Genomic DNA, 18,271 nt, shown 5'->3' with positions numbered 1-18,271 from the left:
TGGGGGCACGTCGACGGCGTGTGACATGGGCCGTGGCCGGGTGGGCGGCAGGCGGACGCGGGTGGCTCGGCGGCCCTCGCCGACTCGTTGCGACACCACGGACCGCCGACCGTGGGTCGCCCGCCGACCCCGCCCTCAGGCGGTGACCGGGTGCCTCCTGATCCACCAGCGGCCGACCGGGTCAGGAACGGAGACACCCGGCCCTTCGAGGTGTGGACCTCGGTCGCCCGGCCTGTCGCCGTCGAGCGAGGCCCGGAGCGAAACTGCCTTCGTGCTGCCCCGGCCCACGGTCACGGGGCAGTCGTTCGTCTTTCTCCGGGTCGTGGCGCTCTGGACGTCCGGCAGCGGAACTCCCCATGTCCTGGTGGGAGTTCCGCTGTCGGGAGGCAGCCGGAGGGTGGAAGGCCGGTCAGCGCACGGAGAGTCTGGTCAGCCGGGCGTCGTCCCGCCGCCCCGCGTCGGTCGCCAGTGCCACGTAACGGGCGGTGCCGTTGGTGGTGATCCGGCGGCTCCTGCCGCGTCCCGTGAGTCGGCCGGCCTGTGTGTAGGCCAGTCCGTCGCTGCTGAGTTCCACCTCGAGGCGCGGGACGTGACCGCCGGTCCACTCCGTGCGGATCTCCCGGACGGAGTGCTCGGCACCGAGATCGATGACCATCCGGCCGTCGGGGCCGGGTGTCCAGGCCGTGTGCGGGTCACCGTCGACGGCGGCCGAGGGGTCCGACATGCCGGGCGGGATCGGGTTGGTCGGGAAGACCGTGCGGCCCAGGGCGAGGTCGTCCAGCGGGTAGGCCACGGCGCCCCGCAGGGTGACGGTGGTGGTGCGGCCCGCGTGGACCTCGGTCATCTCGCTGCGGCCCTGGCCGGTCACCCGCAGGCGGCAGGACGGGCCGGTGAGACGTACGGTGGCGGCGTCGACGACCTCCGCCCGGAGTCCGGCGGGCAGCCTTCCTCCGGACAGGGGGCTCACCACCATGCGCGGTGGCAGCAGTTCGGCCGTGGCGGCGTCGAGGTGGGCCTCGTAGGCGCTGCCTTGGGCGGTGAGGGTCTGGCGTCCTTCGAACAGGGCTGTGTGCGCGCCGGATTGAGGGATGTCGATGCGCGTCGTCACCTGCTGCTCGGACAGGTTGAACAGGCTGAGGTGATCCTCGGTGAGGGCCGCGCGGACGCTGTCGTCCTGGGCCTGTGGAGCGGCACCGCGGGCGAGGTCGCGCAGCTTGTCGGTGGATATGCCGGGATAGCCCTCGGCCAGCAGGGGCGACGCCGGGCCGTCGGCCAGGACGACCGTGTCGCCGTACACCGCGAGCGGCTGCTTGGTTCCCCTCACGACGAGGCCGGCTCGGCCGTCGACGTCGAGCCAGCCGCCCTTGCTGGACACGTCGGGTTCGGGCCAGGAGGCGAGGTCGCTCCACTGCCGGCCGTCGGTCGAACCCTGCACGGTGTACGCGCGTCCGGCGGCGGCCTCCCAGCGGAGGGTGACGCGGTCCACCGCGTGCGTCGCTCCGAGGTCGACGGCGATCCAGCTGTCCGCCCGGGGCCGGTCCGCCTTCGAGACCGCCCATCGGCTCGTGGCGTTGCCGTCCACGGCGAGCGCCGGCTCCTTGCCGGGGTCGTACGAGGACGCGGTCGCCGTCCCGCTCCGGGCGAGGTCGGCGCCGCCCGCACCGTCGCGGGCCTCGAAGGCGTAGAGGGAGTAGCCGTACATCGGGTCGGGCAGGACGCCGACCATGCGCAACTGCCTCACCTCCGTCCTCGCGAAGGTGACCTCGTCCACGCGCGCGGTGGCGGCGGCCTGGCGGGCGTCCTGCGCGGTCACGGTGGCGCTGCCCTCCGCGAAGCGGTAGGTGCGCGAACCCGTCAGTCCCGCCATGCCCGGCATGGTGAGGTTGTGGACCTCCAGGTGCCCCTCCCCCGCTGCGACGCCGGTCGTCGCGTAGACGACCGCGCCCGAGGGCAAGGTGGTCAGGCCCGCCCGGCCCGTGCTCAGGCGCACCACGGTCGCACTGCCCTCGAACCCGTCGCGGAGCCTGCTGTACGCCCGCACTTGACGCCCGGTCACCTGTGCGGCCGTGCTCGGCAGGAACATGGGGTTGGCGCCGCTGAGCTTGAACAGCCAGTCGTCGTGGGCGGGTTGCCAGGCGAACTTCACGAAGCCCGGCTTGGTCACGACACCCGCCCAGGCGCCGGTCGACTGATGGGACACCAGACCGGGGACGGTGCCGAAGTCGGTGACGCCCGAGGCGTGTTCGAACAGCTCCTCCGAAGTCAGGGGTCGCACCCTTCGGCCCTGTCCCGCCGCCCACAGGTGCAGGAGGTAGCTGATGGCCACCTCCGCACGTGCCTCCGGCTCGTACTTCGGCTCGCCGGAGAACTTGGCCAGACGGTACTCCGGCGGGTACTTCTGGTACGCCTCCAGCCGCTCCGCGAGCGCCACTTCCGCCCGGGCCGCGGCGCGGTCGCCGACCACCTGGGCGAGGAAGGCGAGCGGGATGACGTCACGGCCGTAGAGGTGCTCGCGGTCGTTGACCATCGGCATCAGCGGCTCGCCCGCGTCACTCATCACCCCGAGGAGGGTGCGCCACAGCTCGTCCGCGTTCGGCTGATTGGTGAGCACTTCGGGCAACGGGCGCCCGGCGGTGATGAAGTGGGCGGCGTTGCGGCCGGACGTGCGCCACAGCTCCTCCTGGTAGTGCGGGCCGAAGGACCCGTGGTTCTCGACGATGAAGGTGTCGTACAGATTGCGGGCGGTGTTGCCGGACACGGGGACGCCGTCGACACGGGCCGTGTTGACCAGGTCCGCCTGAGGCAGACCGGTTTCGTTGCGTGCCCAGGTACCGAAGGCCCTGTCCCAGTCGGCGTGCCGCGCGTCGTCCGTGGCCCAGGCCAGCCCGGGGGCCAGGGACTGCGCGTAGACGCCCATCTCCTCGAGTTTGGTGTCGCCCTCGTGGCCACCGAGCAGGCCGTGCGGGGTCCAGCTGCCGGAGTTCGGGTCGTCGCCCGTGCCCAAGCCCGTGGTGTAGGCGGCCTGTTCGCGGGCGATCGTGTCGACGTTCCTCCGGGTCGCCTCATCGAGCTCGTCCCACAACAACCGTGCGGCCAGCACGAAGTAGAGCTGGAAGGTCGTGTCGAAGAACAGCGTTCGGCCCCACTGGGTGCCGCCGGTGAGCCGGTTGGACGCGGCGAAGTGCTGGATCGTGGCCAGCGTCCTGGCCTTCAGCGTCTTCTCGTCGATTCCGGCGCGGTCACTGTCGTAACTGCCGCGCGTGAGCAGGACCGCGTTGCCGAGCACCACGGCGAAGCCGAAGTCCTTGTCCGTGTAGTAGCCGCGGGCCTCGTCCCACTGCGTCTCGGACCAGTGGGTGTGGTTCAGCAGGACACGGTAGTAGGTCTCCGCAAGGGTGTCGGGCGCCGTACCCGGGCGTCCTTGGGCGCTCGCGATGCCGCTGCCGAGGGTGACCGGAACGGTCGCCGCGAGCGCGGCGGCGCCGAGGAGTTGGACGAAACGACGGCGATCGACATGCAGGGATGCATCGGGCACGCTGGGCGCCTTTCGATAAGACAACGTTGTCAACCGGATGACCGAAATTGTTCGTCCGGAATCGTCCGCGCGTCAAGAGGTCTGGCAGGAGTGATCGTTGCCCGCCGCGGCGGGCGATGGCGGCCTTCGGCGCCGTACGACCAGGTCGGGGCCCGCACGCGTGCCCTCGCCGACTGCCGGTTGGCCATACCCCCCTGCCATGGCCGGGTCCCACAACCTGACCTTTCTGTCGCCGCCGGTGGCGACCCGCCGTGTGGGAGCAGGACCGGCTCACGTTCGAACGGCTGCACGGCCGTCTTCAGCGCCGGGGTGCCGCGACCGCCCGGACCGTTGCGGAGTGGCCGGCGCACTTCGTCACCTTGGACGTGCCGCAGTTGTCGGGGACGGACACGACGCCCGGCCCTACAAGCGACGCCGGGCCTCACCGGAGTCGATGTTCATCGCCCGACGGCTGACCGCGCCATGGACGCTGTCCCCGTCGCCAACCGATCCCGACGCCGTCCGCGAATGCCCGACCTGAACGGCGATGGGCGGGGAGGACGTCGTCTGCAATCGACTGGAGGATCCCTACTAGCCCGCGGTTCGGCACTGGTTGAAGTACAAGGTCCGCGAGACGACCGAAGCAATCGCCGGCGCCACCACCGGCACCCCGGCCGCTCCCCGCACGCTGCTGCTCGGCAGGTACGACGATCGGGAGCGCCCGCGGCACATCGACCGCACCACCTCTCTCCCCCGGGCCGCGGGCGCCGCGGGCGCCGGCTCCCTCACTGTGGCCCGGGCCGGGCACCCGTGGACAGGCTGGTCGTTCTCCGCAGGATGGAGCAGCCGGGAAGCCCTGGACGTCCCCTGGTTGAACCCGACCTCGTCGTGGAAGTCAGCGCCGACGTCGCGCACACCACGGAATCCGTGTGACCGATACGCAAGCAGCCCCGGCCAGGTGCGGATCCTGGCCGGGGCTCTGGACGTGCATGGTCGTGAAGGGCCGTCGCCTACGTGGCGAAAGGCTTTATGAGGCTCCATTCGAACCCCGTCATCATGGGCAAAAGGTGAGGCCCGGGGGCACTGTCCCCTCCACAACCACGCTCCCTGAAGCCATGGCAGGGGCGCGGATGCTCCCGGCTGGTGGTGCCTCCAGAACAGATGCATGCCGTCATGACGGCATGCGGCGCCGCGCCTTGAAGAGGTATACCGATGCGGCCGCCGGGATCAGCACACCGGGGGCGACCAAGACGAGCAGCTCAGGATCGAACAGGCTCGTTGCGGCTGACGCGAACGCTATGCCGACCAGCGCTACGAGGACCGGGAGCGCGGCCGCAGTGCCGATGATCTTGTCGCGTCGACGCCAGTACGTTGCCGTCCACAGCAGCGCGACGCCGGCGATCAAGGCGATGCCGCCCAGGACGATGCTGATGCCTCCGAGGAGTCCGGCCGCCGGCATCAGGATCAGGGGGGCGAGGCTGTGCCACGTGCTGACCGGTGGGGCTGCGGTCTCGCCTTCGCGGGCGGTGGCCACGATGACGCGGGGATCGCCGAGGCGGTCCAGGACGGCCTTGACGTCCGCCTCGTCTCGGGGCGGCTGCTCGGCGAACGCCACCGCGAGGTGCTCGGTGAGATCGGCAAGCAGTTCGTCGCGGCGCTCCGGCGAGAGGGCTGCGGCCTCGCGCGCCACAGCTTCGAGGTAGGTCGCGGTAAGCGGGTGCTCGATGGTCTTCATTGTGAACCTCCGGTTGAGTGAAGGGAAGTTGGGGAGGCTGGTCGTTCAATCGCTGATGAAGCGGTCCACGGCGTCGCGAAAGTACGGCCAGACGTCGGTGAACTCCTTCAGTGCCGCCTCCCCCTGATGGGTCAGCACGTAGTAGCGGCGCGGCGGCCCGCTCGGGGACTCCTGCCAGGTGGTGTCCACCAGGCCGTCGCGGCGCAATCGGGCCAGCAGGGGATAGATCGTTCCCTGACTGGTGGTCATCACGTTCACCGTGCCCAGCACCTCCAGCAGTTCGACGCCGTAGCGGGCGCGGCCGCGCAGAAGTCCCAGGACGCAGTACTCCAGCACCCCTTTGCGAAGCTGAGTCTCCGCCTTCCCTGAATCACTCTTGCTTGCCTCATCAGGTACCATGCGATGCATGGTAGACGGCATGGCCGCCTACGTCCAGGCCGGTCCGTGGCCGCCCAGAGCGTCGACGACGTTCGCTTCCGGCCAAGGCTCGGCGTGAGCCGGTCGGGTGAACCGGGCTGTGCGGGAGAGCACCCGCCGGCCCCAGGCTGCGCGTCGGGTGATGCGTGGAAGCGATCGACGAAGCACACGTAGCGGAGCCTTGAGCGCACCGACCGCCTCGGCAGCGACCCCGCTGCCGTCCACCAACACGGCCCACCACTGTGGTCACCACCCGACCGGCCTGTGCGGCTGGACCCACACCACCACCAAAGGCCTCAGAACTAGACCGAGGCCGCGCAACGCAAGGACGCCTTCCGGTCGGACGCCTCCCTGTCCTACTCACAGCCCTCGCAGGGCACCTGCTCCCACCACCGGGGCGTCACGTACTGGTTCGAGTAGGCCCAACAGGCTGCCGGGCCGGCCTTGACCGGCGGGAACCGGGAACCGGGTGCCGGTGATCGCGAAGCTGGTGCGGGCCGACGAGGACACCGTCCGCGACGTGATCCACCGGAACCCGCTTACCGGATCGGGTGCTCACGTTCGACGAGTTCGGACCGGTCGGGATCCGCCCCACCGCCGGGTCGTGCTGGGCCCTGGCGGTCCACCGGAGCGTCACCCCGCGACCTACCACCACACTCACGCGGTGCGTTACTTCCAGGGCTGCCATTCACGAGCACACCCGCATTCGCAGCGAGAATGGCGTCCGGTGGGGCGGACGTCCTCGCCCCACCGAACGGCTTCAGATCCTCAAGTCCAGGACTGCATGACGACCTGCTCACCCTCGCCGTTCGGCTCCTCGAAGTTGGCCAGATAACGGTTGAACAGCGTCTTGTCCACGGTGACGGAGTTAGCACCTTCCTCGCCGTTCCGTACTTCGAGGCGACGCTCCAGCGTCGTCCGATCGGCCCTGAGGTGGACCAGCTCCCAACGGCAACCGTGGTTCTCGATCAGTGCCTTGTAATCATCGCGGGCAGCACGACTCCAGAAGCTGTAGTCCACCACCACATCGCGCCCGGCCAGCATCAGCTCGACCAGTTCCTGCCGCTGCTCGCGGCGGACCTCCTCCTTGAGCTGGTCGAACACCTCCGCCTCCAGCACCAGGCCGGGGTCGCGCTGCCCGAGTCGCCGCCAGACCACCTCGTCGATCGAGAGTCGCACGTAGCCGCGCCGCACCAGCTCCATCGCGTAGGTGGTCTTGCCCGCTCCCGGAAGACCACACATCAGCACCACCGTGCTCAATTGCTGCGTCACGGAGCCAGGTTAGACGCGCGAGCACTTCCGCTCCGTGGGCGACAGGGGCGCCCGTCGGGAGAGGACCCCGCCGCGGCCGACCGACCCGGCGAACCTATGCGGTCGGAGCACTGGCCTCGTGTCAGGGCCTTGACCTCTGGAGGCAGGCTGCCACGGGGTTGGACGGCGAGGAGCATGACCTCGTCCGAGGTGTACCGCATCGCGATGGCAATACGTGGATCCAAGCCGTCGACTGCATAGGCCGTGGTCGGTTCGGGCGCTCCGGCATCGTCGTTGTGGCCTGGTGTGTCATCGCAGGGCGGGAACTCGGCGAGGCCGAGTGCTCTGCCTACGGTGAAGTCGACGTTGGCCACTTGCGTATAGGTGCGGTCCCCGTACATGGCCTCGATCGCGCATGCCCCTTCGGCCTCCCCACCACCACCCTGCGGTGAACAGGCGGTCGTCAGCGCGACCACCACCATGACCATGCCCGCGTACAGCGACAGTCGCCGCGACCGCGTCGACATGTCGGCGTCACGTCGGCGTGAAATCCTGATTCGCATCAGTGGGCTCCTTCTGGAGCGTGCGCGCTCCGTCTCACCGAGTGCCGCGTAACCCATGGGGTGTTCAGACCCCGGGCGCGTCTCCCGATCAATTCACGAACATGACGGAGCTCGGGGCGAACTGGTTCGTTCCGCTTCCGGTGACTCGGGATGTCCGCCAAGACCACCGACCAGACGGCACCCACTCCACGCCTACGCACACAAGTGGCGAATGCGATGAACTGCTCGGGTGGCCTGCGCTGGTAATCCCGGTTCGCCGGGCGGGCGCGACGCGTGATCCCACCTCGCCATGAGCAGAGCCACGGACGTCATCGTGCTGGCCCCGTACCGTGACGGCGAGATGTGGAACCAATGACTCGGGAGAAACCCGGGCGCGGCTGGCGCGGGCGGGTCGAACCGGTGCAGCCCAGGACGGCGGCTTCGACTACAGCTACGGCTACGGCCACGGCTGGGCGATCGAGTTCGACAAGCTGCGGGGATGGTCCGGCTTGCTCGAGGATCAGGAGTCGCCGCCTTGGCCACGCCCCTACGGGGTGCGGGTCCTGATCCAAAGGACGATCAGCAGCACCGAGCAGTCGCATGCTCCGCCGGATCGGTCCTAGTCTCCCGAGAAACCGAAGATTCCCAGGTGAGTCGGCCTGCCGCCCGAGTAGAGGACGACGTAGTGACCGGTCTACCCCATCCGACACTCGCCGAGCAGGCTTTGCTCGTACTCCTCATGGCTCGAAGCCTCATTGGCAGCAGCGACGAGTTCCTCGTACCGCTCGACTGACGGGTGGTCTGTGCCGAAGTGGTGCATCACGCGGTTGAGGGCCAAGGGACGCAGGGTGCCGTAGTCAGCGATACCGGAGCGCGTCGGCGGGCCATCCGTGTCAACAACCCTGTCGATGTCGAGGATCGTATGGGTGCCCTCGGTCCCCATGAACTCCTCGTCCGCGTACAGGTCCTCCAGACTTCGGTATCGGGCATCATCGCCGTACTCCTCCTGGAACACCCTGGCCTGCAATGTCGCCAAGGCGGCCTCGACGTCACCGCGGTACCCGGTGACGTAGTTCCATCCACTGGCCCCCATCGAGCCACTCCTCCCTGAAGATCACGAACGGTCGAACGATAGCGGTGGGGACTGACAGCGCCGCGGCCTGACGCCGAGCTCTGAGCGACATTCCGAGCAGAGATATCCAGGCGATCATTCGCATAAGAGAGATCGCCCGGACGCGACCCAGGCCGCCGTAGAGCCGTCCTCCGTCGATCAGAGGCGTCGATTCACACGAATCCCTCTTCCTGTCCTCGTTGCCGAGCGAACTCCCTCCCGCAAACTCTGTAGGTGCCGTGTACTGCTCGTTCAACGCCGGCCTCACTGAAGGCTCCTTTCACGCATCGTTCACCCGGGTCACCGTGATCTGTTCCCGCTGACCTGGGAATCGATGGTCACAGCGCTCGGAACCAGCGTCGTGGTCGGCGAACGACGCGGTCGACGTGCCGACTTTCGGGTGAGGCGCCGGGTCATGGGGGGATGGACGCCCGGGTGGTGACGGTCTCGCCGACCTGGGGAAGCCTTTCGTGGTCACGGCGAGCCGTCGCCGACCTCGCCCGGCAGCTCGCCCACGCTCGCGGCGCAGTACGACCCGGGTCCTGTCCTTCCGGGCGCCGGACCAGTCCGAGACGGGCGCGCCATGCCGCCGCCCCCGGACACCATCCCCCTGACGACGTGGCCCGCGCGATCGCCTCCGCCGTGCAAGGCGAGCCCTCGGCGTGGCCGGGCAGCCTGTTCTTGAGGACCGCGCGGTGCCGTCGTCGCCGTCCTCAGCCGATGGGCCAGGCCGGGTACATCCATCGGGTATCTCACGCGATGGGGTGATCCTGGCAAGTAAAAGAAGTAGAGGTGTGATCGACTGACCGCATGGGGGGCCGCCGTCCGTCAGGAGGCAGCATGATGTCCGGCCAGCTGTGTGGGCGGGTTGCGGTGGTCACCGGCGCGGCACGCGGGGTGGGAGAGGCGACATCCCGCAACCTCGCGCGACGCGGGATGCGGGTGGCCCTGCTGGGGAGAGAGTTGGAGTCGCTGCGGCGCGTAGCGGACAGCCTGCCCACCGACACGTGCTGTTTCGAGGTGGACGTCACCGACGAGGCCGCCATGCAGGGCGCGGCGCGCGATGTCCAGGCGCGGCTGGGGCCCGCCTCGGTGGTCGTGGCGAACGCCGGGATTGCCGCCGCGGGCCCGTTCGCCGCCAGCGAGGCAGCGCTGTTCAACCGGGTCATCGACGTCAACCTCATCGGCAGCGCGAACACGGCCCGCGTCTTCCTCCCTCAGCTCCTCAGCACACGCGGCTACTTCCTGCAGATCGCTTCCACAGCCGCCTTCGGCTCGGCCCCCCTCATGAGCGCCTACTGCGCCTCCAAAGCGGGAGCGGAATCCTTCGCCCAGGCCCTGCGCACAGAACTGCGCCCCGAGGGCGTCAGCGTCGGCATCGCCTACCTGCACTGGACCGGCACCGACATGATCAACGCCCGCGACGACCACCTCGTACTACGCGCCCTGCGCTCCCACCAACCCGCGCCCATCCGCCGGGTCCACACCCCCGGGCAGGTCGCCGCCTGGCTGACCCGCGGCATCGAACACCGCGCCACCAGCATCTACGCACCACCATGGCTGCGTCTCGTCCAACCCCTGCGCCCTCTGCTGCCCTTGCTCGTCTCCCGCATCGCGCGCAACTCTCTCGCCGAGCTTCCCGCCGCGGAACTGCTCCGCATCACAGGCGTCCTGGGCGCAGGCGGCCGCGCGGACTGGGAGGCCCACCGACCGGAGCCACCAGCACCACCCGTATCCCCACCACAAGCCTGAAAAGTCCCGCACGGGCGGAGGCCGCACGGGCAGAGACCGCAACGGGAGCAAACAGGTCCCGTGAGGGTCGACGTCGAAGACGTTCGGGAGGGCTTCGAGCGCACGAGGAGCGCATGGCCGTACGACATCGGTTGACCATGGTGTCTCCCCCGGATGTGTGGGTGTCTGTCCGACGTCGAACGGTAGAGCGGTCGGATGGGCCGCGGCCGACATGGCTGAACACCGCTCGGCCCAGCGCCACCTGCCGAGGACCCCGCGCCTGGCCCGGCTCGTCTGCGACGTGCAAGACGGTCCCGAACGCGCACAGCCTCCGCCGGTCCAAGGCCAACCCGCCGCCGAGGTCGAACGACGCCACGTAGGCATGCTGGTTCGAACCACCCCAAATACCCCTGCCCGAGGGGGAGTTACTAGCCACACTGACCGCGCATCCGGCTGCGGCCCTCGCATGCCCCGTCGCCTGGCCTTACCACATGATCGGCCAGTAGGAGAACAGGCTTGTTGAGCCCCACCCGGCATTATTGGAACGTTCCATTGTTTCCCCTACCACCTGCCTGCCGAGGTATCCAGTCGGCGGTCGTGGAGGCCAGAATTCCCTTTGTCCGGAGGCAGCGCCTCCGGGTGATGTGACACACGAGCCCGGCAGTGTCGCGTGTCCCGAGAGACGATGCAACGCGCAGAGAGGCGGCCACGATGGAGCCGGTACGGCTTGAGCACAGCGCCCCTGGGGTCCCCGAAGCCCGGCACAACCTCGCCGCCGAACCAACTCCCCGCCTCTCACTCCCCCATCGGGGTCACCTATACCGAACCGTTCGGGGCGGCGGGCCGGTTCGGGGCGGAACGGGCCACCCGGTGTCCCGACACCTGCCGTCCTGCCTGCATGCAGGCCGGACGGCCGCTGCTGCTTCTGCTTCTGCTTCTGCTTCTGCTTCTGCTTCTGCCGGCCTAGCCGGACTTCGGCCGGGATCTTCCGGCCGAGCTGACAGAACGCAGCGACCGGCAGGCCGTACTGACTGTCGTCGAGGACCAGCAGACGCATCGCCCGGCCACGCGCGGGGCGTGCCGGTCCTGCGCCAGGACACCAGGCTGCCGCTGACGACGTCCGGTTCCACCGCCGAGGCAGCCAAGGGGACCGAGGCGGCCGACCGGGAGGTCCTGCACCTCGGCAGCACGCCGCCAAGCACAACGACGGCTTCCGCTTCCCGCGCCGGATTCGGCGGACAGGACCCGGCGCGGAGACGCCGTGAAGGACCCACCGGTCCTCAGATCACCGGCCGCCCGGCATCCACGACCCCGGCCGCAGCCGACCGCCGCCGCTCATGAGAGACGGCTCCCGCGAACACTCCGGACAGGCAACGACCACGGTATTCACAGGAGGTGCAGGTGCTATGAAATTCGAGATCCTGGGGGGACTGAATGTGACCCGCGCGGACGAACAAGTGCCGTTGGGTGGCTTCGTCAAGCGTGGCCTGCTGAGCCTTCTGCTCCTGCACTCCAACCGGGTGGTTCCGACGAGCCATCTGCTGAATGCCCTGTGGCCCTCGGGTACCCCCGCGACGGCACGCAAGATGCTCCAGAATGCCGTATCCGATTTACGCCGAATCATGAATGAAGGACAGGCGCAGGCCGATGCGCCGATCCTGCTGACCCATCCGCCGGGCTATCTTCTGCGAGTCTCCGCCAAGGACGTCGACCTTTCACGGTTCCAGCAACTGGCCGCGGCCGGCCGGGCATCACTCGCTGAAGGCGCCCACGAGCCGGCGCGAAAAGCACTGCGAGCCGCACTCGGCCTGCAGAGAGGACCGATTCTTTCGGAGTTGGCGGAGGAGGGCGTCGTCTGGCCCGAGATCGAAGCCCTTGAGAACTTCGTGCTGAACGTCCGCGAGGACTGTTTCGAGACGGAACTGGCGCTGGGGCGCCACCGGGCGGTTCTCGAGGAAATGGAGAACCTGCACATGAGCCACCCCTCGCGGGAGAGGCTGTCGGGACAGCTCATGGTCGGCCTCTACCGATGCGGCCGGCAACTCGACGCGCTCGCGCTGTACCAGCGCATCCGGTCCCTGCTCGACGACGAATTCGGCCTGGAACCGGGCCACGACCTCAAGGCCCTCCAGACCGCCATCATCACTCAGGATCCGTCACTCTCACTGCCGCCCACCACTCCCTCGACCCAACACGCGCCGTCCCGCGACGTGCTCCTGCACCCTTCCGCGGGCGGCACCCCCGCCACTCCCCGGCAGCAGCGCCACAGCGGAGTTATTCCGCTGCCTCTGCTCGCGGCAGATCGCGAGCCGGAGTCGATCAGCGTCGTCATGGTCAAGATCCAGGTCAACTCCTGGGACGGTGAGCCGACACCCGAGGAGACCGTCGAGATAGTGCACAACGCGTCCGTGGGCGTTCACCGTGAATTCGAGAAGAACAACGGGACCATCCGCATGGGAATGGGAGAGATCTCCTTCAGCTTCTTCCGCGGGACCGATCTGCCCAGGGACCACGCGAAACGTGCGATGCGTGCGGCGGCGGCGATTCACCGGCATTTTGGCGCTGGGACTCTGTCAGGTGTGGCCGGTCACAGATACACCGTAAGTTCCAGAATAGCGGTGGCCACCGGAGAGGCCGTCGTGCAGTACGGAACCGGAGGCGAGGACGAACTGGGGATGACCGTCATCGGCGGCGTGATGGACCGGTGCACGCAGCTTCTGAGATTCACGTCCCCAGGTGAAATCCGGGTCTGCAAGGCGACGCACCAGGCCACTCGGTCCGAGTATGCCGTGGCCCACGAGCCCGACAGCGGCTGGAAGGTACTCGAACCGCTCTCGGCCCGCGGTGAGACGCGCGTCAACGACGGGCTCCACGAGGTGGGGTGACGCGTATGCACCACGCGTGACCCGCTTCTGACACCGGACGCGATCAGACCGGCCGCCGACCCGCCCCAGTACTCCAGCCCTCGTTCCTCGTGCGGATGGCACGCGATCTGAGATGGGTCAACGGGCATCGGTTCGCCGGTCTGCTGATCGCCATCGCGATCGGGCCGGACGACAACCGTCTACCGAACGGCTACGACCCCCACGAAGACCGCGCCTACCTGGCAGGTCTACGCGGCGAAGCCGACGACTGGGCTCAGTGGATCGGCGAAGAGGCTGCCTGGCCATCCGGTGCGATGGACGCCTTGCGTCGGTGGAAGGTGCCGACCAGGCACGCTGACCTGCGCGTCTACGCCGGGATCATCCAGGTCGGCCACTAGGCCGTGTTTTGAAAGTGGCTCGATCCCCTCGTCTCGCTTCGTAATGATCTAGGTATAGGGCGAGGGGATCTTTCCGACGAGCAGCGGTTGGTGCTGGAGCCGTTGTTGCCGGTTGTGATGTTGGAGCGGCCGCCGTTGGGCCGGCGGAGGCTGATCGACGGGATCCGGTGGCGGGTGCGGACCGGTGTTCCGGGGCGGGACCTGCCGACGGAGTACGGTCCGTGGCAGACGGTCTACGGTCTCTTTCGCCGCTGGCAGCGGGACGGCACCTGGTTCGTCCTGCTGACCGGGCTGCAAGCCCGGGCGGATGCGGCCGGGCTGATCACGTGGGAGGTCAACGTCGACTCCACGATCTGCCGGGCCCATCAACACGCTGCAGGCGCCCGCCGTGACGGTCAGGTCCAGAAGGAACCGCCGGGCGGCGCCCGCCCTGAGCCCGACGATCACGGCCTGGGGCGCTCGCGCGGCAGCTTCACCACCAAGATTCACCTGGTCTGCGAGCAAGGCCAGCGTCCACTGTCTCTACTGGTCACAGCAGGTCAGCGCGGCGACAGTCCCCAGTTCGCCGCCGTCCTGGACAGCATCCGAGTGCCCCGTATCGGGGCGGGCCGTCCACGTGTCCGCCCTCTGCGAGCGCGGGGCGACAAAGCGTATTCGTCCAGAGCCAACCGGGCCTACCTGAGAAAGCGCGGGATCCGGTGCACGATTCCTGAACCCGCCGACCAGGCGGGCCACCGCAAGCGCCGCGGGAAGGCCGACGGCCGGCCTCCAGCCTTCGACCGTGAGGACTACAAGGCCCGGCACGCGGTTGAGTGCGAAATCAACCGCTTGAAGCGGAACCGGGCGGTGGCCTGCCGCTTCGACAAACTTGCGGTCCGTTTCGAGGCCACCGTCCTCGTTGCTGCAATCAACGAATGGCTGTTCAGCAGCCGATGGTTGCTGAAGGGACAGTCGGCTCAGGTGCTCACCTCTGTGATGCCTCGTAAGCCTCGCGGATGGCCGCAGGGATACGTCCACGATCATTTACCAGATAGCCGTTGGTGCGTGCCCAGAGGCGTATCGGCTCGTCTTCCGGAGGGGGATCGAGTTCACGGGGTCTAGGAGACTTGCCGGGGCCTCTCCAGTCTCCCGAGGAGACCCCTTCCAGCCGGTCCGCTGCCTCTTGGAAGAAAGCGAACAACGAGGCGTACACACCCTCCTCCGGACCGTATGCTTCAGCCCACGTTCCGATGTTTCCGTTGAGCGTGTCCAGAAACGTCCCGTATAGACCGTCGCGCTCCGCGGCGATTGGCACCCACTCACGACGCCAGAACGGATAGTCGAGGTCTGCGGACGGCTGCATCTCCTCCAAGCCCATCTGGCTGAGGTAGACCCGCTGAATATCCGTCAGGCCAAGAAGGAGATGGCCGCCGGGGAGGGCTGCTACCTCGCACCCCAACGCCACCAGACACGATCGGCCATCGGGTTGCCTGCCGGCATCGATGTCGTTCGCCAGCAGCCACTGCAACATCTCCCCTGGCAGCTTCAGACCCATGTGCAGTTCGGCTTCGCCAATGGCCCCACGGCTCCCCGGGCCGCCGAGCGCAGCGAGAGCTTCAGGATCGTTCCGTTCGAGCCACGCGGTTACCCGGCCCCACGCCTCTCGTACGTCTCCTGCCTCGTGCATCGGAGTTTCGCTCACGTGTGATCTCCACCCAGGCAGCATGCGCACATCCGTGGAACGCGCCCACCGATATCGCTGGCTCGCAGGGAGCGTTGCCCGGTCTCCCGGACTGTGAAGTTGTCCTCTTGGCGGGGCGACGACCGCTGATGACCCATTGGAGAACCGTATGCGGGACCACTGACAGTGACTGACGCGGAACGCGTTTCTCCAGACCATCTACGGCGCACACCTGGCCCCCGGAGCACGCCATCAACTTCTAAAACGCTCCCGACCCGCCCGACGCCTCGCCATGCCCGCACCGGTCTTCCTCGCCCGCGCCGTAGACCCGTCCCGGGGCCGCCCACAGCCGCACCGCGTTCGACCTGGCCGTCCACGACATCCGCCGGCTCATCGGCACCCTGTTGGTGCCGCCTACGCGGACCCTCACCACACTGCCACCCTGGTCAACCCGACGGCACGTCCCGGCGACGTGACAGCCTCGTGAATGCGGATACGCGCGAGAGGGAAGGCAGGACGGTATGACCGCCGACGAGACCGGCCGGAGCGACCCCGGGCCGCGGCACGACCTGGTGCGGCGCTCAGCACCGTTCCTGCCCGCCGGTAGCGAGATCCGGCAGGTGTTCATCTGCCAGAGTGCGCCGAACTTCTGGTTCTTCGTCATCACCTATCTGACCGGCCTGACGATGTTCTGGAACAAATACCGGTGCTTGGCGGTCACCCAGGACGCCATCTACGTGTTGGACAGCGGCAAGCTGTCCGGCGGCGCCAGTCCACGCCGCCTGGCGGCCACGATGCCACGCCATACCCGGCTTGGTCCGGTCTCCGGCCGATGGGGGCGGGTGAACCTGCTCGGCGAGCGTCACTGGGTCCACAAACGCTTCCACGGCCAGATCGCCGCCGCAGACCGGGAGACCGGCTTCGCCCCATAGGCATCACGCCTGCGGTTCCAGGACGGTCGGTCCGCACACCACTCTCTCGTCGCACATGCCCACACCTCGACCGAGGCGTGGGCCGTCTCGTGTGTGCCGAAACCCGTGCTGGGCAAACGAGTATGACGGTCCGTTACAGAGCGGGCTCCGGTCAGGTTCGAGCGGCCTCGTCGACGGCCGGCCCGGTGCGGAACGGCGTGCGCCCCAGGCGCTGTGCCGTACGGCAGGCGAGCAACCCGGCGAAGACGTGGTACAGCATGGGTGAGAATTCCTCGCGGGAGCGCACCGCTACGGGCAGTACGGCACCGGCGTGGCGGGCCACCGCCGCGTCGTCCCGGTGCGTCACGGCGACGACCCGCCTGCCGAGTTCCTCGGCCTTCGCCGCGATCTCCACCGCTCGCCAGTAGGAGCGGCCCGGTGGGGCGATGACGAACACGGGCATGTCGTGGGGACTGGCGAACCGTTCCACGTGGTGCCACTCCTCCAGGTCCTGGCCGCGGGCGAAGACACCCGCCCCCTCGATGAGTTTGGCGGCAGAGAACAACGCGGTGCCGAACCCGGGCCCACTGCCCGCCATAACCGCTACGGGCGCATCACTGACCAGGGCCGCAACCTCCCGGCACCGGTCCCCCAACAAGTCGACGGTGGCGGCCACGCCCTCGTGCAACGAGGTCAGTTCCCGCTCCAAGTCCTGTGTCTCCCCGGCGGAGTGATGCCCCCGGGCCTGTCCGAGTCGTATCGCCAGGAGCAGCAGGCCCAGCAGACTGGCCTGATACGTACGGATCCCGGGGGATCGCTCGGGCCGTGACAGACACAGCGAGAGCGTGTGGTCCGCCGTCTGTGTCAACGGGCTGCCAGGTACGCCGGTCAGCGCGAGGGTCAGCGCGCCATGGCGGCGAGCACGGGCGACTGCCTGGACGACGCGCGGTGTTGAGCCCGACGACGAGATGCCGACGACCAGGGGCTTGCCGGGGCCGTGCAGATGCAGCCACGGTGCCTCGTACTCCAGGAATCCCAGTGCCGCCGTCGCGGTGCACCTGGTCCGCGCGAGCGAGCGGAACGCCAGTTCGGCGGCGTGAGCGGCGTAGTACGAGTCGCCGTCACCGACGAGGTGGACGGATCCCACGGACGCCCAGTCCGTCGAGGCGAACAAGGCGTCTCTTTCCCGGCTCACCGGGCCGACCAGCTCCCTCAGATCGAGGGCGAGGCTCTCGACCTGCCGCACCATCACCTCGGGTTCAAGCGCCTCCACGAGTGTGTCCCCCTCTCCTGTCCTCCGATGCGGGCACGGTCATGGTTCTCACTGCTCCAAGCCTCGGACGATCTCCATGTATGCCTTCACCCGGTCGATGTCGATGGGCCCTCCCCAGCCGTCCTGTTCCAGACAGGTGCCCACGAACGCTCCGTCCGCGACGGCCAGCAGCCGCGCCGCGTTGTCGTGCGTGGTGTTGCCGGCGAGCAGGACGGGCATGGCCGGAGCGGACTGGCGTGCCGAGGCGACCATGTCGAGCATCCGCTGCTCCTCGGCATGGGAGACGCAGATCGCGTCGGCGCCCGCCTGCTGGGCGTCCTTGGCCACTCGGCCGGTGGTCCTGCCGCCGCCCAGCCAGTTGAAGTGCATGGAGTCCGCGTCAGCGATGATCCGCACATCCTGTGCGCCGATCTTCTGGCGGTACTCCATGACGTCCAGCGGGTTGGCCTGTACGAGGCCCTGCGCGGTGAGTGTGGCCCCCACGAGGGTGCCGACACGTACGAAGCCGGCTTTGGTCACCTTGGCCACCGCCAGGGACGCCTTCACGGCATTGCGCATCAGCTGGACGCCGACCTGGAAGCCGTTCCCGTCAGTGGCCTCGACAACCGCCCGTACGACAAGGGCCATGGCGGCGGTGCGGGCCGGGTCGGACTCGTCCTCGGTGCTGTAGACCCGGTCCACCGTCTGGATCAGGCAGCCGTCCGCGCCTCCGTCCCGCAGAGCGACTGCCGAGCGGACGGCGTCATCGAGGATCTTCCCGAGGCTGCCCTCGGAGTGGTACGGGGTACCGGGCAGGGGTTTGAGGTGGACCATCCCCAGGATGGTCTTGCGACCATTGGCGTGGAACAGTTCCGTCATGTCTGC

At 68.5% G+C, this 18,271-nt stretch carries 13 protein-coding genes and 3 pseudogenes; 7 read left to right on the top strand and 9 right to left on the bottom strand.

What is annotated here, in order from left to right; genetic code table 11:
• Positions 1-409: 409 nt before the first annotated feature.
• The 3 genes from ACFVTC_RS27300 to ACFVTC_RS27290 form a co-directional block, all read right to left on the bottom strand.
• Entirely contained in the window at positions 410-3,535 is a 3,126-nt protein-coding gene (locus ACFVTC_RS27300; protein WP_390131162.1) for a discoidin domain-containing protein, read from the bottom strand.
• A gap of 1,150 nt (positions 3,536-4,685) precedes the next feature.
• Positions 4,686-5,249 carry an HAAS signaling domain-containing protein gene (locus ACFVTC_RS27295; RefSeq protein WP_390131161.1) on the bottom strand — a complete coding sequence of 188 codons (564 nt, stop codon included), beginning with the start codon at positions 5,247-5,249 and terminating at the stop codon, positions 4,686-4,688.
• A gap of 45 nt (positions 5,250-5,294) precedes the next feature.
• Positions 5,295-5,648, bottom strand: a complete 354-nt coding sequence (locus ACFVTC_RS27290) for a PadR family transcriptional regulator (RefSeq protein WP_390131160.1) — start codon at positions 5,646-5,648, stop codon at positions 5,295-5,297.
• A gap of 360 nt (positions 5,649-6,008) precedes the next feature.
• Between ACFVTC_RS27290 and ACFVTC_RS27285 the strand changes: the two are divergent.
• Together ACFVTC_RS27285 and ACFVTC_RS27280 are read left to right on the top strand one after the other, a co-directional pair.
• Positions 6,009-6,086: pseudogene (locus ACFVTC_RS27285) on the top strand (hypothetical protein); the annotation flags it as partial.
• A gap of 116 nt (positions 6,087-6,202) precedes the next feature.
• Positions 6,203-6,357: pseudogene (locus ACFVTC_RS27280) on the top strand (IS630 family transposase); the annotation flags it as partial.
• A 77-nt stretch (positions 6,358-6,434) separates the two neighbouring features.
• Here the strand turns inward: ACFVTC_RS27280 and ACFVTC_RS27275 are convergent.
• The 3 genes from ACFVTC_RS27275 to ACFVTC_RS27265 all read right to left on the bottom strand — a co-directional run bounded on the left by ACFVTC_RS27275 (position 6,435) and on the right by ACFVTC_RS27265 (position 8,552).
• Complete coding sequence (locus ACFVTC_RS27275; protein WP_390131159.1) at positions 6,435-6,938, bottom strand: AAA family ATPase; 504 nt, start codon at positions 6,936-6,938, stop codon at positions 6,435-6,437.
• On the bottom strand, positions 6,935-7,399 hold the full coding sequence (locus ACFVTC_RS27270; RefSeq protein ID WP_390131176.1) for a DUF6281 family protein: 465 nt from the start codon (positions 7,397-7,399) through the stop codon (positions 6,935-6,937). The genes ACFVTC_RS27275 and ACFVTC_RS27270 overlap by 4 nt, the downstream gene beginning before the upstream one ends.
• Positions 7,400-8,153: 754 nt before the next feature.
• A complete protein-coding gene (locus ACFVTC_RS27265) occupies positions 8,154-8,552 on the bottom strand; it encodes a hypothetical protein (RefSeq protein ID WP_390131158.1) in 399 nt (132 codons plus the stop codon).
• Positions 8,553-9,410: 858 nt separating this feature from the next.
• Between ACFVTC_RS27265 and ACFVTC_RS27260 the strand changes: the two genes are divergently transcribed.
• From ACFVTC_RS27260 to ACFVTC_RS27245, 4 genes and pseudogenes are all read left to right on the top strand, one after another.
• Positions 9,411-10,322: an SDR family oxidoreductase gene (locus tag ACFVTC_RS27260; protein WP_390131157.1), complete on the top strand. Its 912-nt coding sequence runs from the start codon at positions 9,411-9,413 to the stop codon at positions 10,320-10,322.
• Between the two features lie 1,385 nt (positions 10,323-11,707).
• Positions 11,708-13,186 (top strand): BTAD domain-containing putative transcriptional regulator, encoded by a 1,479-nt coding sequence (locus tag ACFVTC_RS27255; protein WP_390131156.1) that lies wholly within the window; start codon positions 11,708-11,710, stop codon positions 13,184-13,186.
• A gap of 95 nt (positions 13,187-13,281) precedes the next feature.
• Positions 13,282-13,563: a hypothetical protein gene (locus tag ACFVTC_RS27250; protein WP_390131155.1), complete on the top strand. Its 282-nt coding sequence runs from the start codon at positions 13,282-13,284 to the stop codon at positions 13,561-13,563.
• A gap of 54 nt (positions 13,564-13,617) precedes the next feature.
• Positions 13,618-14,484 (top strand): annotated as a pseudogene (locus tag ACFVTC_RS27245) (IS5 family transposase); the annotation flags it as partial.
• A 43-nt stretch (positions 14,485-14,527) separates the two neighbouring features.
• On the opposite strand, the gene ACFVTC_RS27240 reads toward ACFVTC_RS27245, so the two are convergent.
• Entirely contained in the window at positions 14,528-15,244 is a 717-nt protein-coding gene (locus ACFVTC_RS27240) for a histone-like nucleoid-structuring protein Lsr2 (RefSeq protein ID WP_390131154.1), read from the bottom strand.
• 500 nt (positions 15,245-15,744) lie between these two features.
• On the opposite strand from ACFVTC_RS27240, the gene ACFVTC_RS27235 reads away from it, so the two are divergent.
• On the top strand, positions 15,745-16,155 hold the full coding sequence (locus ACFVTC_RS27235) for a hypothetical protein (protein WP_390131153.1): 411 nt from the start codon (positions 15,745-15,747) through the stop codon (positions 16,153-16,155).
• 151 nt (positions 16,156-16,306) lie between these two features.
• On the opposite strand, the gene ACFVTC_RS27230 is transcribed toward ACFVTC_RS27235, so the two are convergent.
• Both ACFVTC_RS27230 and ACFVTC_RS27225 read right to left on the bottom strand, forming a co-directional pair.
• Complete coding sequence (locus ACFVTC_RS27230) at positions 16,307-17,407, bottom strand: SIS domain-containing protein (RefSeq protein ID WP_390131152.1); 1,101 nt, start codon at positions 17,405-17,407, stop codon at positions 16,307-16,309.
• A gap of 48 nt (positions 17,408-17,455) precedes the next feature.
• Complete coding sequence (locus tag ACFVTC_RS27225) at positions 17,456-18,265, bottom strand: BtpA/SgcQ family protein (RefSeq protein WP_390131151.1); 810 nt, start codon at positions 18,263-18,265, stop codon at positions 17,456-17,458.
• Positions 18,266-18,271 lie beyond the last annotated feature (6 nt).

It is taken from the genome of Streptomyces sp. NPDC057950 (assembly GCF_042887295.1).
Lineage (GTDB): Bacteria > Actinomycetota > Actinomycetes > Streptomycetales > Streptomycetaceae > Streptomyces > Streptomyces kaempferi.
The sequence above is the reverse complement of the archived record's forward strand: the minus strand, read 5'-3'. Positions and strand labels throughout refer to the sequence as shown.

Bases quoted from the DNA above. Each gene is read 5' to 3' on its own strand.
- ACFVTC_RS27295 (WP_390131161.1), bottom strand. From the start codon at position 5,249: ATGAAGACCATCGAGCACCCGCTTACCGCGACCTACCTCGAAGCTGTG.
- ACFVTC_RS27290 (WP_390131160.1), bottom strand. From the start codon at position 5,648: ATGGTACCTGATGAGGCAAGCAAGAGTGATTCAGGGAAGGCGGAGACT.
- ACFVTC_RS27270 (WP_390131176.1), bottom strand. From the start codon at position 7,399: ATGGTGGTGGTCGCGCTGACGACCGCCTGTTCACCGCAGGGTGGTGGT.
- ACFVTC_RS27265 (WP_390131158.1), bottom strand. From the start codon at position 8,552: ATGGGGGCCAGTGGATGGAACTACGTCACCGGGTACCGCGGTGACGTC.
- ACFVTC_RS27260 (WP_390131157.1), top strand. From the start codon at position 9,411: ATGATGTCCGGCCAGCTGTGTGGGCGGGTTGCGGTGGTCACCGGCGCG.
- ACFVTC_RS27255 (WP_390131156.1), top strand. From the start codon at position 11,708: ATGAAATTCGAGATCCTGGGGGGACTGAATGTGACCCGCGCGGACGAA.
- ACFVTC_RS27250 (WP_390131155.1), top strand. From the start codon at position 13,282: ATGGCACGCGATCTGAGATGGGTCAACGGGCATCGGTTCGCCGGTCTG.
- ACFVTC_RS27235 (WP_390131153.1), top strand. From the start codon at position 15,745: ATGACCGCCGACGAGACCGGCCGGAGCGACCCCGGGCCGCGGCACGAC.
- ACFVTC_RS27225 (WP_390131151.1), bottom strand. From the start codon at position 18,265: ATGACGGAACTGTTCCACGCCAATGGTCGCAAGACCATCCTGGGGATG.